Annotated in this window: 12 protein-coding genes and 2 rRNA genes; 13 read left to right on the forward strand and 1 reads right to left on the reverse strand. The window is 49.4% G+C overall.

Translation table 11 applies throughout. The annotated features are described in order from the left end of the window. From BLW68_RS18825 to BLW68_RS18835, 3 genes are all read left to right on the forward strand, one after another. Positions 1 to 441, forward strand: a 23S ribosomal RNA gene (locus tag BLW68_RS18825); the annotation flags it as partial. 108 nt (positions 442 to 549) lie between these two features. Then, positions 550 to 664 (forward strand): 5S ribosomal RNA (rrf, locus tag BLW68_RS18830). 334 nt (positions 665 to 998) lie between these two features. Next, positions 999 to 2,420 carry an EAL domain-containing protein gene (locus BLW68_RS18835; protein WP_245728401.1) on the forward strand — a complete coding sequence of 474 codons (1,422 nt, stop codon included), beginning with the start codon at positions 999 to 1,001 and terminating at the stop codon, positions 2,418 to 2,420. Here BLW68_RS18835 and BLW68_RS18840 read toward each other — a convergent pair. Further along, a complete protein-coding gene (locus BLW68_RS18840; RefSeq protein ID WP_092796605.1) occupies positions 2,377 to 3,330 on the reverse strand; it encodes a 1-aminocyclopropane-1-carboxylate deaminase/D-cysteine desulfhydrase in 954 nt (317 codons plus the stop codon). The two genes, BLW68_RS18835 and BLW68_RS18840, sit on opposite strands and share 44 nt — an antisense overlap. An 820-nt stretch (positions 3,331 to 4,150) precedes the next feature. Between BLW68_RS18840 and BLW68_RS21705 the strand changes: the two genes are divergently transcribed. From BLW68_RS21705 to BLW68_RS18890, 10 genes are all read left to right on the forward strand, one after another. Beyond that, complete coding sequence (locus BLW68_RS21705; RefSeq protein ID WP_425438505.1) at positions 4,151 to 4,909, forward strand: PilN domain-containing protein; 759 nt, start codon at positions 4,151 to 4,153, stop codon at positions 4,907 to 4,909. Next, the gene (locus BLW68_RS18850) at positions 4,906 to 5,556 is read left to right on the forward strand and encodes a cupin domain-containing protein (RefSeq protein ID WP_092796609.1); all 651 of its coding nucleotides are present in this window, start codon (positions 4,906 to 4,908) and stop codon (positions 5,554 to 5,556) included. Before BLW68_RS21705 ends, BLW68_RS18850 begins: the two co-directional genes overlap by 4 nt. Beyond that, entirely contained in the window at positions 5,534 to 5,854 is a 321-nt protein-coding gene (locus BLW68_RS18855; protein WP_068227490.1) for a hypothetical protein, read from the forward strand. The genes BLW68_RS18850 and BLW68_RS18855 overlap by 23 nt, the downstream gene beginning before the upstream one ends. Continuing rightward, positions 5,844 to 7,511 (forward strand): pilus (MSHA type) biogenesis protein MshL, encoded by a 1,668-nt coding sequence (mshL, locus tag BLW68_RS18860; protein WP_092796611.1) that lies wholly within the window; start codon positions 5,844 to 5,846, stop codon positions 7,509 to 7,511. Before BLW68_RS18855 ends, mshL begins: the two co-directional genes overlap by 11 nt. Positions 7,512 to 7,513: 2 nt before the next feature. After that, the gene (locus tag BLW68_RS18865; RefSeq protein ID WP_092796613.1) at positions 7,514 to 8,431 is read left to right on the forward strand and encodes an ExeA family protein; all 918 of its coding nucleotides are present in this window, start codon (positions 7,514 to 7,516) and stop codon (positions 8,429 to 8,431) included. Further along, positions 8,428 to 9,558, forward strand: coding sequence for a tetratricopeptide repeat protein (locus tag BLW68_RS18870; protein WP_092796615.1), 1,131 nt, complete (start codon positions 8,428 to 8,430; stop codon positions 9,556 to 9,558). The genes BLW68_RS18865 and BLW68_RS18870 overlap by 4 nt, the downstream gene beginning before the upstream one ends. A gap of 4 nt (positions 9,559 to 9,562) precedes the next feature. Continuing rightward, positions 9,563 to 11,290, forward strand: coding sequence for a GspE/PulE family protein (locus BLW68_RS18875; protein WP_092796617.1), 1,728 nt, complete (start codon positions 9,563 to 9,565; stop codon positions 11,288 to 11,290). Positions 11,291 to 11,295: 5 nt separating this feature from the next. After that, positions 11,296 to 12,525: a type II secretion system F family protein gene (locus tag BLW68_RS18880; protein ID WP_092796619.1), complete on the forward strand. Its 1,230-nt coding sequence runs from the start codon at positions 11,296 to 11,298 to the stop codon at positions 12,523 to 12,525. A gap of 86 nt (positions 12,526 to 12,611) precedes the next feature. Further along, entirely contained in the window at positions 12,612 to 13,175 is a 564-nt protein-coding gene (locus BLW68_RS21610; protein WP_092796621.1) for a prepilin-type N-terminal cleavage/methylation domain-containing protein, read from the forward strand. 16 nt (positions 13,176 to 13,191) lie between these two features. Then, positions 13,192 to 13,698, forward strand: a complete 507-nt coding sequence (locus BLW68_RS18890) for a prepilin-type N-terminal cleavage/methylation domain-containing protein (protein WP_092796623.1) — start codon at positions 13,192 to 13,194, stop codon at positions 13,696 to 13,698. Positions 13,699 to 13,713: the final 15 nt, after the last annotated feature.

The raw sequence follows: 13,713 nt of genomic DNA on the forward strand, positions 1-13,713 counted from the left end.
GCCCAAGAGTTCATATCGACGGCGGTGTTTGGCACCTCGATGTCGGCTCATCACATCCTGGGGCTGAAGTCGGTCCCAAGGGTATGGCTGTTCGCCATTTAAAGTGGTACGCGAGCTGGGTTTAGAACGTCGTGAGACAGTTCGGTCCCTATCTGCCGTGGGCGTTGGATGATTGAGTGGAGTTGCTCCTAGTACGAGAGGACCGGAGTGAACGAACCGCTGGTGTTCGGGTTGTCATGCCAATGGCATTGCCCGGTAGCTACGTTCGGAACGGATAACCGCTGAAAGCATCTAAGCGGGAAGCCGGCCACAAGATGAGTCATCCCTTAGACTTCAAGTCCACTAAAGGGTCGTTGGAGACCACAACGTTGATAGGTGAGGTGTGGAAGCGTGGTGACACGTTAAGCTAACTCATACTAATTGCCCGAGAGGCTTAACCATACAACGCCCAAGATGTTTTGCGCCTGCTAAGAAAGAGCAGCGTAGAAAGAATACAGTGTGTAAATACTACTCAGCCTGCTAAGTTAAAGAACAACAAACAGTTTTTTGCCTGGTGGCAATAGCGCTGTGGAACCACCTGATCCCATTCCGAACTCAGAAGTGAAACGCAGCTGCGACGATGGTAGTGTAGCATTCGCTATGCGAGAGTAGTTCACCGCCAGGCTCCCAATTAAGTAAACAAGCCTCACGCGCAAGCGTGGGGCTTTTTGCTTTGTTAAGATTATTTTTCTATATTAACCTGCAACTCAGCTGCTAAGCTATAGCATTGTGACAAGGTTCAAAAGGAGTTGTCCTTGGCCCGCACACCTCAATCATATTCTTCCTCTGTTTGGTTGCAGCTTGCTGCGCTTTTGCTTGGCGCTGTGTTTATCAATGCTGTCATGTTGGCTGTTCAGCCGATAGTGTCTGCTGTTTTATTGTATGTTAGTGTTAACATTGTGCTGCTATGTACTGGCGCATATACGCTCTGGTTTAGCATTCGTATACAAAAAATCTATATGGCTGATGCTGATAAACTGCGCTCAGCTGTTGCGTTGTTGGAAGATAAGCTGGAGCTTAAAGCGTCGCGGGATGACTCTCCTGCAGCTGCTTTGGCTAAAGTTACCAGCCAGGTTACGCATTTGCTAAAGCGCGATCAGGAAGTACGGCATCTGGTGCGGGTGCAGGGGCTGATCGATCATGAGCTGGCCGTTGGCAACCGGGTATTTTTTGAAAGCAAGCTGCAGCATTATCTTAGTGACCAGTCTGAAGTGGGTTATGGCGCGGTTTATATTGTCCAGTTATCGCACCCTGAGATCAGCCGTGCAGGCATCAAGCAGGTAAGCCGGCTTAAAGGTTGTGTCGATGTGCTCAATGGTATTGCGGCTGGTTATGCCGATACCGTTATTGCACGTTTATCTGATACTGATCTGGTGATGCTGATTGCAGGGCTGAGCGGAAAAGAAATGGAAAAGCTCGGTGACAGGATGGCAGTGCTGTTAAGCCGGGCCAGCTGTTTTGCCGATTGTGCCGGGCAGGATGTATTACACATTGGCTATGCCGGATATCAGCGAGAGCAAACGTCGTATCAGATTTTATCTGAAGCAGATATGGCGTTAAAGACAGCACAGCTGCATGGCCCGAACGCCGCTTTTGGTTTTATTTTACAAAGTGACAAACCGCAAGCAAAAGGTTCTGTCTGGTGGCGGTCAGAACTTAATAAAGCATTGCAGGAACAACGATTTGCTTTAAGTTTTCAACCTGTGTTTTCCTGGCATGACGGTGAAATTATCCAGCATGAAGTGCTGGTAAGACTACAAAGCAATGATAATGGCCAGATCCCTGCCGCCATATTTTTGCCTATGGCGCATAACTGCGGTTTATCAAGCCAGATTGATCAGCATGTACTTATTAAAACCGCTAAATTGTGTGCCGCAGACATGGGTAATTATAGCCGGTGCAGTGTAAACATTAGCATTCAGGCCTTACTTGAACCCCAGTGGTGGCAGTGGCTGGATCATATGGTGATCTCTGGCCAGTTAGAGCCAGATACACTGGCGCTTGAGATAACTGAACATCATCTGTTAAAGCACTATAAACAGCTGCGTAAGAGTTTAATTAAATTACATACTCTGGGTTTTGCCTTGATTATTGATCAGGTTGGGCTGGTAATTGATAACGCTGTTTATCTGGATGAGTTGCCGCTTGAGTCGGTAAAATTACATCCTTCTGTGGTCCGGAATATTGATCAGCATCTGGAACAACAGTTATTCGTCCGGGGTTTAATCGCCAGTTATGCCGGTAAGAGTATCCGGGTATTGGCGACAGGTGTTGAGCTTGAAGCAGAATGGCAGGTTTTACAAAAACTGGGTATTGCCGGTGGGCAAGGGTTTTATTTCAGCCAGCCGATGAACCAGATAATAACGCAAAGTCAGCTGTAGTAATAAGGTTGCGGTAGTGTAAGCCAGCCAAGCCCTGCAAGCCGCCGGTATGAAAGAAGCTAAGGCGGCTGCCGGGTGGAAAATAACCCCGCTTTATCAGTGTAAATACACCCGCCAGAGCCTTGCCGGTATAAATGGGCTCCAGATAAAGCCGCTGCTGTGCCATGTCACGGCAAAACTGCAAGATACTATTATCAAATCTGGCGTAGCCAGCGCCGCAAAAGTCCGTGTTTAATGACCAGTGTTGTTGCTTATCATCGCTTTGTAATAGCTGGGTAATACGGTCTGGTAAAGACGGATCTTTTACCACCGCGATACCGAGTATCTTGCAGCCTGAGCCATTAATCACACCCGCCAGAGTGCCACCACTGGCAGCAGCACAAATAATATGGCTGGCATTTCCTGCCGGGGTTAAATCCAGATCCAGTTCTGCAACTCCCATTGCTCCTGCTATTGACGAGCCACCTTCCGGCACTATTAGCAAGTGCTGATGTTGCTGTTGCAATTGCAGCAGAAAGTCGGCATCGTTACGCCACCGGTATTGATTACGGTTCAGCAATTGAATTTGCATGCCTTGCTGCAGACAAAACGCCAGAGTGGGGTTATGTTTGTCGAGCTGATCGGCACGTACATAAGCCAGGCTTTTCAGGCCATGATATTTACACATAGCAGCTACTGCGGCTAAATGATTAGAAAAAGCACCGCCAAAGGTCAGAAAACCGGCTTTCTGCGCTTGTTGCGCCAGGGCAATGTGGTATTTTAACTTCAGCCATTTATTGCCCGACAGCTGTGGAATTGCAGTATTTAGCTGGTAAACCCATAGCTCAACCTGATGCTGTAGCAGCACAGGCTGATGCACTTGTTGCCAACCAGCCAAAACAGGTACGGCGGTAACTTCTGCTGATTGCATAACAGTATGAAATAATGACAGTTAACGGAATAGCCGCTAGTATAGCTGCATATAAGGAGATCATGGCACCGCTATGCTGAGAAAAATAATAAAACGGCTCCGCCCGGCAGCAATAAATTCAGACACGGTTGTTGCAATTCATTTGGCAACAGCCAACATCCGGCTGGTGATATTACAAGGCGCTGAGCTTAAACAGAGCCAGGCATTTAGTTACAAAGCTGATAACTGGCAGGACAGCCTGCAAGTTGCATTACGGTCAGTCCCCGCAGGCTGTGTTTTGCATCTGGTGCTGTCTGCCGAGCGTTATCAACTGGTGCAATTAGATAAACCAGCACTGGCAGAGCACGAATTACTGCAGGCATTGCCCTGGCAGATAAAAGATCTGGTTACAATAGCGCCGGAAGATATGGTGCTCGACTACATTGACTTACCCGGTGGTAACACCCAACAGGCAAAAATCAATGTAGTGGTGTGTAGTTATGCCTGGTTAAAGCAATTAACCGCAGTAGTTGATGCAGCGGGTCTTAGCGTTAGTTCGATCCAACCCGAAGAATGGCTGCTCAGCCATATTTTGCCTGTATCGGCGCAAGCGACCATGTTGGTAGTGCATCAACCCGAACAGGAAATGCTAATTCAGATCATCCGTGATGGTCAGTTGTATTTTTCTCGCCGTACCCGTGGTTTTAGCCATTTACACCTTAATTCAGAATCAGAGCTGCGCGAAGGCACGCTGGAACGTTTGCTGCTTGAACTGCAGCGCTCAATGGACTATTTCGAAAGCCAGTTAAAACAACCGCCGGTGCGCGATATCCGTATTTTAATGGCACAAACTGAGCTGATATGTGAGTTGTTTGTGCAAAGTGGGTTTAGCCGGGTAGAGCCGTTAAATGTGGCACAGTCTGCTGCGGCGGTAAACCAGGACGATTTACTGCATAACTGGCCAGCCCTGGCTGCCGCCAGTGCAGCCGCTAAAACCAGCCATATTAAACAACGGGTAAACTTATATCAGGCCCGGCTGCATCCGGTACGTGAGCGGTTAAGCCTGCAACGTTTGGTTGGCAGCGCAGCTGCATTAACAGCAGTAGTAGCGCTGGGATGGCTGCTGTTATCGCAACAACAGCAACAGGCTGGTGCAGCGCTGGCAGAGACTGAGCTGCAGTTACAGCGGCAATTACAACAAACCGATTTATATCAGCAAGCATTAGTGCAGCGTAAACCAGATGAAGCACTGGTAAAACAGTATCAGCAGGCTGAATACGCTGTAACACAAAAACAGCAACTGCTAAGTTATCTGGCAGAACAGCAGCAACAGGCCAGCCAGTTTTATAGCCCGGTGCTGCAGCATTTACAACAAGTTGATCTGGCCGAGTTATGGTTAACTAATTTCACCTTACGCCAGGGCAGCAGCAGCTTTAGCGGTGTGACGTTACAGCCTGCCAGCATTACGCTGTGGCTGGAAGGGTTGCAACAACTCGCTTATTTTAAAGGCCAACGTTTCAGCCAGGTGAGCATGGCGCAGGTACCTGATAATACCGCCGTCAGTTTTGTACTGATGGCACAAAAAGGAGAAACGCTGTGAGCCAGTGGCAACTGCTGTCAGATCGTTTCAGCCAACTACAGCGGCGTGAGAAGTCGCTGTTGTTCTTTGGCAGCTTATTATTATTGCTGTGGCTTAGTGTAATTTATGTACTGGAGCCATTGTGGCATCAAACAAAGCAGACGCGTGCACTACAACTTAAAACCAGCCAGCAATTGCAGGGTGCAGAACAACAGGCTGAGGTATTGCTTGCCCAGCTCAGCACCGATTTAAACCAGGACTACCGCGAGCGTATAAGCAACCTCGAACAACAGCAGCAACAGCTGAACGAACGTATCCGGCAAAGCGCCAGCTACTTTATTGGCGCGGAGCAAATGGTAACCTTGCTGCGCAATATATTGCAAAGCAGTAAAGGCGTGCAGGTAAAAAGCCTGCTGACGTCGGTACCTAAAGCTGTGCGTTTGCAGGGGCAGCAACCTGACGACCCTGTTATGTTATTTCAACACACTACAACACTGGTGATTGGCGGTGGTTACACGGATTTATTCAGAGCATTGCAACGTATGGAACAATTGCCCTGGTTGTTGAACTGGTCCGCGCTGGATTACCAGGTGGTTGAATATCCGCAGGCAGAGCTAACCCTGACACTTATTACAGTGAGTGAGTATGAAGACTTTATTCGTTTGTAGCCTGTGGCTTCTCAGTGCCACGGCACTGGCCGATCCTACCCGGCCCGCGCCTTCCTGGCTGGCAGCTACGGCAACAGCAGACTCGGCAGTACAACCGCAAGCATTATCTTTGCAACTGATAAAACAGACAGCAAATGGCCGCATTGCCGTAATAAACGGTAGCTTGCTGCGTAAAGGTGAAAAAATAAGACAGTATCAACTGCATGATATTGCAGCTGATCATGTTGTACTGGATCTAAATGGCGAACGGCAAATACTGCGTTTAGTTAATACGGCGATCAAACAAGATGAAGAATAAGCCAGTGAATAAGTTAGGGTGGTTGTGCGGAAGTATTTTATTAACCGGATGTCAGGCTTTTCAGCAAAGTGATGTGCCACAAGGCGCTCAGCGTGAATTACAGCAAGCAGCCGCGCTGCAGGCTCCGGCACGCGCTTCAGCCGCACCTGTGCCGCTGGCTGTCACGCAGGATTTGCTTAGCAGTAGTTACACGCCGGTACAGCCCGAGTTGCCACGTTTTGATGTGGCGGCCGCAAATGCCGGGCTGAATGATTTTTTCCAGTCATTGGTTGCAGATACACCGTACAGCGTGGTGATGCATCCGGGGGTCAGTGGCGAAATTAACCTGCAGCTAAAACAGGTAACCCTGCCGGAAACGATGGCAATAGTGCAGCAACTGTATGGTTTTGACGTTCGCCAGCAAGGGCTTATCTACAAAATATATCCGGCAGGCCTGCGTACGGAAAGCATAGCGGTTAACTATTTAATGATGCAGCGCCAGGGGTTTTCTTCTGTGGCGGTCAATTCCGGTGGTGTGTCACAAGACAACCAGAATAATCAGAATGGCCAGAACAACAGAAACAATCGCTCGTCACAAAGTAATTTCAATCAGGGCGATTTCAGTAATCAGAGCCAGTCGCAATCTGGTCAGCAACAATTTAACGGCAGCACTATTCAAAGTGAAAGCAAAACCGATTTCTGGAAAGATCTGGAAAAAGCCGTTAGTACAGTGCTGGGAGCCGGGCCGGAGCGTATGGTGGTAGTGACGCCACAAGCCGGTTTAGTTACCGTGCGCGGTATGCCGGAAGAAATCGCTGCTGTTAAGGCTTACCTTGGTCAGTCAGAGCAGCATTTGCAGCGCCAGGTGGTGCTGGAGGCAAAAATTATCGAAGTGACGCTGAACGACGAATATCAGCAAGGCATTAACTGGCAAAATGCCATAATGAACCTGCGCAGCACCGGCTTTAATTTTACTACCAGCGCCGGTGTCGCCAGCAATGCCATTAGCAGTTCACTGGGCGGCGTAACGGCAATCAGCTTTAACAATGCCGATTTTAACGGTGTGATTAACCTGCTGGAAACTCAGGGTAATACTCAGGTGTTGTCCAGCCCCCGGGTTACCGCCATGAATAACCAGAAAGCGGTTATTAAAGTGGGGCAGGATGAGTACTTTGTTACCAATGTCAGTAGCGAAACTACGGCGACAGTGGGCGGCACCATCAGCTCGCCGTCTATCGATCTGCAACCCTTTTTCTCTGGCATAGCACTGGATGTTACGCCGCAAATTGATCAAAACGGCAGTGTTATTTTGCATGTTCACCCTTCGGTTACAGAAACGGCCGAGCAAAATAAAACGATTCGCTTTAGCAACGAGCAAATAGTGCTGCCGCTGGCACAAAGTAATATCCGCGAGTCTGACACTATTATCCGCGCCCGTAGTGGTGAAATAGTGGTAATAGGCGGTTTAATGCAAACCGTTACCACCGACAACGAGTCGCGTACGCCGGTATTAAGCGCTATTCCGTTGCTGGGTAAATTATTTACCAGCATCAATAAAGTGGAGAAAAAGAAAGAGCTGGTAATACTGCTAAAGCCAACAGTGGTTACCGAAGGCGTATGGCAGCAGCAAATTCAGCAGTCTTCAAAGCTGGTGTCTGACTGGAGCCAGGGTAACTAATTATGTACCTGCAGCATTTTCAGCTTAGCCAGATGCCGTTCGGTTTAACACCGGATACCACCTTTTTTGTGCCGCTTGAGCAGCATGAGGATGTGTTGGCTGTGCTGAAAACGGCGCTGTGTGCCGGTGAAGGTTTTATTAAAGTCTGTGGTGAAGTAGGCAGTGGCAAAACGCTGCTATGCCGTAAACTATTGCAACAAACTGAGCCAGACTGGCAACTGGCGTATATACCGGATCCTTGTCTTACGCCGTTGGAATTGCGCTGGGCTCTGGCATTAGAGCTGGGGCTGAAGCACTCTGCCAATATCGAACCGCCCCAGCTGCTGCAATTGCTGCAACGTCAGTTACTGTTACTGGCTGCGCAAGGCAAAAAAGCCATAGTGTTGATTGATGAAGCCCAGGCTCTGCCGGATGAAACGCTGGAGGCGCTGCGTCTGCTAACTAATCTGGAAACAGAAAAACGTAAATTGCTGCAAGTGGTACTGTTTGCCCAGCCAGAGTTGAATAAAAAACTGGCCGGTTATCGTTTTCGGCAGTTGCGCCAGCGTATTACCTTTTCCAGTAACTTAGCCTTAATGAGCAAAAGCCAGATCAGCGCTTATGTCTGCCTGCGCGTACAGCAGGCCGGGTGCAACCGTGCACTCTTCAGTCGGTTTGCCTTAACTGCTCTGGCCCGCTACAGCCGCGGTGTACCAAGGCTGGTAAATATTCTGGCGCATAAAGCACTGCTGCTGGCTTTTGGTGAAGGTAAGCCTTATGCCGCACTACGGCATGTAAAACTGGCGGCAATGGATACCGAAGATGTTACCGCCAAGCCCAAAGCCTGGTGGTGGTACGTCGGTAGCACGGGCTTGCTGGCAATGGCATGTGTGGCTGCCGCATCGCAATCCGGCTTGTTCCGGCTGGCGGGTGGCCAATGAGTGTCATTAATAAAATGCTGCGCGATTTAGATCAGCGCAACCACAATGCCGCCAATGTAAACCAGGTTATTGCCCGCCGGCCTGGTCAGCCGCTTTGGTTAACCGTGCTACTGCTGCTGACCTTTGGTTTACTGTGCTTTGCTATTTACGCAGTATTAAGCCGTAATCCTGTTATGCCAGCGGCCGATTTAACCAGTGCAGTGCCGGAACCGGCAGCACAACAGCTGCCTGCAGAGCCGGCAATACCGGCCGAAATAGTCATATCAGCCAGCCTTGAGCCAACAGACAGCCTTGAGCCAACAGACAGCCCTGAGCCTTCACAAAGCGCAGCGCCAGAGCAAAGCGCAACACCAGAAAACACAGCCACAACCATTATTGCGGCACCAGAGCTGCCTGTTCAGACAGTAGCAAACGTGACCGAGATTGCATCACAACCAGAGCAACAGCCGGCTGATACAGCAGCACCTGTGCCGCAGTCTACTAAAGTTGCACAGGTACCAGTACCACCAGCGGCTAAAACAGACAGCAGTTTAAGCGTAACCAGCCGTGAGCCTACGGCAGCGCAAAGTCAGGCCAAACTACGCCAGCAGGCACTGGCAGCCGCGCAGGCCGGGCAGGGGCAACAGGCACTGCGATACTGGCAGCAGTTGCAGCAGTTAGCACCACAGGATGCGGTGGTTTATCTGGCGCAGGCAAGGCTTTGGTTGCAACTGGGCCAGCCGCAGCAGGCTGAGGCCAGTTTATTGCAGGCAAAAGCCCAGGGAATTATGGATGCCGATATTCAGCTAATGTTGGCCCAGGCAGCTGCCAGCCGTCAGCAATGGTTGCAGGTAGAGGCATTATTACCTGCCGGTTTTGCTGTGCCATTGCACCCCGATTATTACGGCCTTAAAGCTACAGCACTACAACAGCTGGAGCAGCATCAGCAGGCATTTGAATGGTTTGCCGAGCTAAGCCGCCTGCAGCCGCAACTGGGTAAATGGTGGCTTGGTGGCGCGGTATCGCTGGAGGCATTAGCACGCCCGGCAGAGGCACATCAGTACTATCTTAATGCGTTGCAATGGGGTGACAGCTTGTCAGTGCAAAGCAAAACTTTTATTCAACAACGTTTAGTGGCAACAGAGTAGCCTTATGCAAAGACCTCGTTTAAAAATGCGCTTGGGTGATTTACTGGTAGACGAGGGTATTATCTCGCCACCCCAGTTACAGCAGGCGTTGGCCCGGCAACAGGAAACCGGCCGTAAGCTGGGGTCTACGCTTACCGAGCTAAAATTTTTGACAGAGGTACAGTTGCTGCAGTTTTTGGCGCAGCAGCTTAATGTGCCCTTTCTTGATATTGCGCAAAAACAGATAAGCCCTAAAGCAGTACAGTTATTGCCAGAGGTGCAGGCGCGGCGTTTCAGAGCGCTGGTGCTGGAAGATAATGGCGATACCGTGCTGCTTGGCATGAGCGATCCGGCAGATTTGGCTGCACTGGACCAGATTTCACGGCTGTTGGCGCCAAAAGAGGTGGCTCTGGCGGTAGTGCGGGAAAGCCAGCTGATTGAAGCTTTCGACACCCTGTACCGGCGTACCAAAGAAATTGAAAGTTTTGCTACCCAGCTTAAAGCCGAGCATGGTGCCGACACCAACCTTGAGCTGAATGTACTGGATGAACAGGCCGATGCCGACAACACCATCGCTAAACTGCTGCAGTCGGTGTTTGAAGATGCCGTGCAGGTAAAGGCATCGGATATTCATATTGAGCCGGACGAAAAAGTGTTGCGTATTCGTCAGCGCGTCGACGGTGTGCTGCAGGAAAACATCCTGAATGAAGTCAGTATTGCATCAGCACTGGTGCTGCGGCTTAAATTGATGGCAAATCTGGATATTTCAGAAAAGCGCATGCCGCAAGATGGCCGTTTTCAGATTAATGTAAAAAAACACCAGATAGATGTGCGTATTTCCACTATGCCGGTGCAATATGGCGAATCAGTGGTAATGCGTTTGCTTGATCAATCTGCCGGTTTGCTGCAACTGGAAGAAACCGGCATGCCAGCGCCATTGCTGAGTAAACTACGGCGTATTATCAAAAGCCCGCATGGCATGATTCTGGTAACCGGCCCCACCGGCTCTGGCAAAACCACCACCTTGTACGGGCTGTTAAGTGAACTTAACCAGGCTGGCAGCAAAATTATTACTGTGGAAGATCCGGTAGAATATCGTTTGCCGCGGGTTAATCAGGTGCAGGTTAACCATAAAATTGGCCTGAGTTTCAGCAACGTGCTGCGCACCACCTTACGGCAAGATCCCGATATTATTATGGTGGGTGAAATGCGCGATCAGGAAACCGCCGAAATGGGCCTGCGCGGCGCGTTAACCGGCCATTTAGTGCTATCTACCTTACACACCAACGACGCTGTAACCAGTACCTTGCGTTTAATTGATATGGGCGCTGCGCCCTATCTGGTGGCGTCGGCACTGCGCGCTATAGTGGCACAACGGCTGGTACGGCGTTTATGTGATTACTGCAAACAGCCCTATCAGCCGGACGAGCTGGAAAGTAGCTGGTTACGCCATCATAAAGCAGATACTAGCGCGTCGTACTGGCATGCTAAAGGCTGCCAGTCGTGTAATCACAGTGGTTACAAAGGCCGCCTGGGTGTATTTGAACTGCTGTTAATCACCAAGCCACTGGCCGATGCGTTACGGCGCAACGATACGGCCGGTTTTGCCCATCTGGCGCACCACAGTGAAGGTTTTGTCAGCCTGGGTACTATGGCATTACATTATGCGCAGCAAGGCATTACCAGCCTGGACGAGGTAATAAGGGTGTCGGAATATCTTGATACCGAAAGCTTAGTGACAGTGGAGCCCTAAGCACAATGGCTAACTTTGTTTACACCGCACGCGATACCAACGGCAATGCTGTTAGTGGCCAGATAGAGGCCGGCAGCGAAGGCGCCGCCGCTGATTTACTGCGCCGGCGCAGTTTTATCCCGTTAACTATTCAGCGCCAGGCGGAGCAAAGTAAAACCTCCATTGGGCAGTTAGAGTTATGGCAAGCTAAAGTATCGTTAACCGATTTAATTTTGTTTTCCCGCCAGATGTATTCACTGATGAAAGCCGGCATTCCAATAGTGCGGGCTATTGAAGGCCTGGCACAAAGTACCAGCTCTAAACGTTTGCAAAAGGTTTTGGGCGAACTGGTTGGCCAGCTGGAAAATGGCCGCAGTTTATCGGTAGCGCTGGCCGAACACCCCAAGGTATTTAGCCGCTTAATGGTTAGCATAGTGCATGTTGGTGAAAATACCGGCCGTTTAGACGAAGCCTTTTTACAGCTGAATTATTATTTTGAGCAAGAGCTGGAAACCCGCAAACAAATTAAGCAAGCCACCCGTTATCCGTTTTTTGTACTGATAGCACTGGTAGTGGCCATGTTTATTCTTAACCTGGCGGTTATTCCACAATTTGCCAATATGTTTGCCCGCTTTAATGCCGAATTACCCTGGTCTACCAAAGCATTACTGGCCAGTTCGGCATTTTTTGTTGCCTACTGGCCGTTAATTATTATTGCTGCAATTGGTGCTACGTTTGGCTTTCGTAGTTATATCAAAACCGATAAAGGCCGGGTTGTCTGGGGCCGCTGGCGGTTGGTATTTCCCATTATCGGCAATGTTATTTACCGCGCCACGCTGGGCCGTTTTGCCCGTAGTTTTGGCATGATGCTAAAAGCCGGTGTACCGATGACCAGCGCACTAACTCTGGTAGCTGATGCGGTAGACAATGAATATATGGGCGAAAAAATCCGTGATATGCGGCGTAATATTGAGCGCGGTGAAAGTTTATTGCGGGTAAGCCAGCAAAGCGGGATGTTTACCCCCCTGGTATTACAAATGATCGCCGTAGGCGAAGAAACCGGCGCCATGGACGATATGCTGGGTGAAGTAGCCGGTTTTTATGAGCGTGAAGTGGCCTTTGATTTAAAGAGCCTGACCGCAAAAATTGAACCCATTCTTATCGCTATAGTGGCGGTGATGGTACTGATTCTGGCATTGGGTATCTTTACGCCAATGTGGGATATGCTCAATGCTTATAAGGGTAATACCGGTTAACGTTTTTACAATTGTGGGCTACATTGGGATGTAATTACTAATATTAGCGATATACTAACGACAATAAGCAACTTGGAGGCACAGGTATGAAAAAACAAACAGGTTTTACCCTGATAGAACTGGTTATAGTAATTATTATTCTGGGATTACTGGCCGCAACCGCCTTACCGCGGTTTTTAAATGTTACCGCACAAGCCGAAGATGCGGCGATTGAAGGCATCGCCGGTGGCTTTGCCTCTGCCGTTGGTTTGGTTAGGGCGCAGTGGGAAGTTGAAGGCCGCCCTGCAAATGGCACGGTAAACTATGATGGCGTTACCGTTAATGTGGCGGCCAACGGTTATCCGGCTGGTGGAGCAGAAACTGCAAATGATATTAGTGCAGCAGAATGCCAGACAGTGTTAAATACGATTTTACAGGCAGCACCCAGTTCGGTTATTGCAGGCCAGGGCCTTACTGTTGCTGACATGACGGCTCAGAAGCTGTATATCCGTACTCAGCAAGGTTCGAACCAGCCCCCCGCTACGCCGACATTATGTGTATATCACCAAACTGCTGGTTTAACGGCTATCCCGTCTGATCAGTCAAACAGTAATGGTTTTACATACGCTCCAGCGTTGGGCCAAGTCACCGTATTTTTAACTAAACCCTAAGCTATAAGGTCTTACTATGAAACGTAACCAAGGTTTTACATTAATTGAATTAATTATTGTTATCGTTATTCTGGGTATTCTGGCAGTTACAGCTGCACCCAGGTTTTTAAATTTTTCGGGCGATGCCAGAGCATCTACTTTAAGTGGTGTACGTGGTGCATTGGAGTCTGCAGGTGCACTGATTTATGGTAAGGCGATCATTGAAAGTAAGCATACTCAGGCTTCTGGCCAGAGTCTGAATGCTCCGTTTGCTGCAATATCGTTAATATATGGTTATCCAGCTAATGCTACATCTTTACTCGCTGCGGCAGAGCTATCAACTGATGAATGGGTAGTGCAGGACGTGGCTACAGCGGGTGAACCAGTTAATAGTGCAGTCGGCGACGTTGTGGTTGCTCCCACCGGAACGACAATAAACGCTGATTTAGCGTGCCATGTGCTATATAAGCCTGCTACTGCCAGTGCTGGCTCTCCGGTTGTAGTCACCAAGCCCGTGATTACCGTTGTAAGTACAGGCTGCTGATAGCAGTAAACTAAT

The sequence above is a fragment of the Rheinheimera pacifica genome, from assembly GCF_900108485.1.
GTDB classification, from domain to species: domain Bacteria; phylum Pseudomonadota; class Gammaproteobacteria; order Enterobacterales; family Alteromonadaceae; genus Alishewanella; species Alishewanella pacifica.

Coding starts and splice junctions, on each gene's coding strand:
- BLW68_RS18865 (WP_092796613.1), top strand. CDS start 7,514: ATGTACCTGCAGCATTTTCAGCTTAGCCAGATGCCGTTCGGTTTAACA.
- BLW68_RS18890 (WP_092796623.1), top strand. CDS start 13,192: ATGAAACGTAACCAAGGTTTTACATTAATTGAATTAATTATTGTTATC.
- BLW68_RS21705 (WP_425438505.1), top strand. CDS start 4,151: ATGGCACAAACTGAGCTGATATGTGAGTTGTTTGTGCAAAGTGGGTTT.
- BLW68_RS18875 (WP_092796617.1), top strand. CDS start 9,563: ATGCAAAGACCTCGTTTAAAAATGCGCTTGGGTGATTTACTGGTAGAC.
- BLW68_RS18840 (WP_092796605.1), bottom strand. CDS start 3,330: ATGCAATCAGCAGAAGTTACCGCCGTACCTGTTTTGGCTGGTTGGCAA.
- BLW68_RS18835 (WP_245728401.1), top strand. CDS start 999: ATGGCTGATGCTGATAAACTGCGCTCAGCTGTTGCGTTGTTGGAAGAT.
- BLW68_RS18880 (WP_092796619.1), top strand. CDS start 11,296: ATGGCTAACTTTGTTTACACCGCACGCGATACCAACGGCAATGCTGTT.
- BLW68_RS21610 (WP_092796621.1), top strand. CDS start 12,612: ATGAAAAAACAAACAGGTTTTACCCTGATAGAACTGGTTATAGTAATT.
- BLW68_RS18870 (WP_092796615.1), top strand. CDS start 8,428: ATGAGTGTCATTAATAAAATGCTGCGCGATTTAGATCAGCGCAACCAC.
- mshL (WP_092796611.1), top strand. CDS start 5,844: ATGAAGAATAAGCCAGTGAATAAGTTAGGGTGGTTGTGCGGAAGTATT.
- BLW68_RS18855 (WP_068227490.1), top strand. CDS start 5,534: ATGAAGACTTTATTCGTTTGTAGCCTGTGGCTTCTCAGTGCCACGGCA.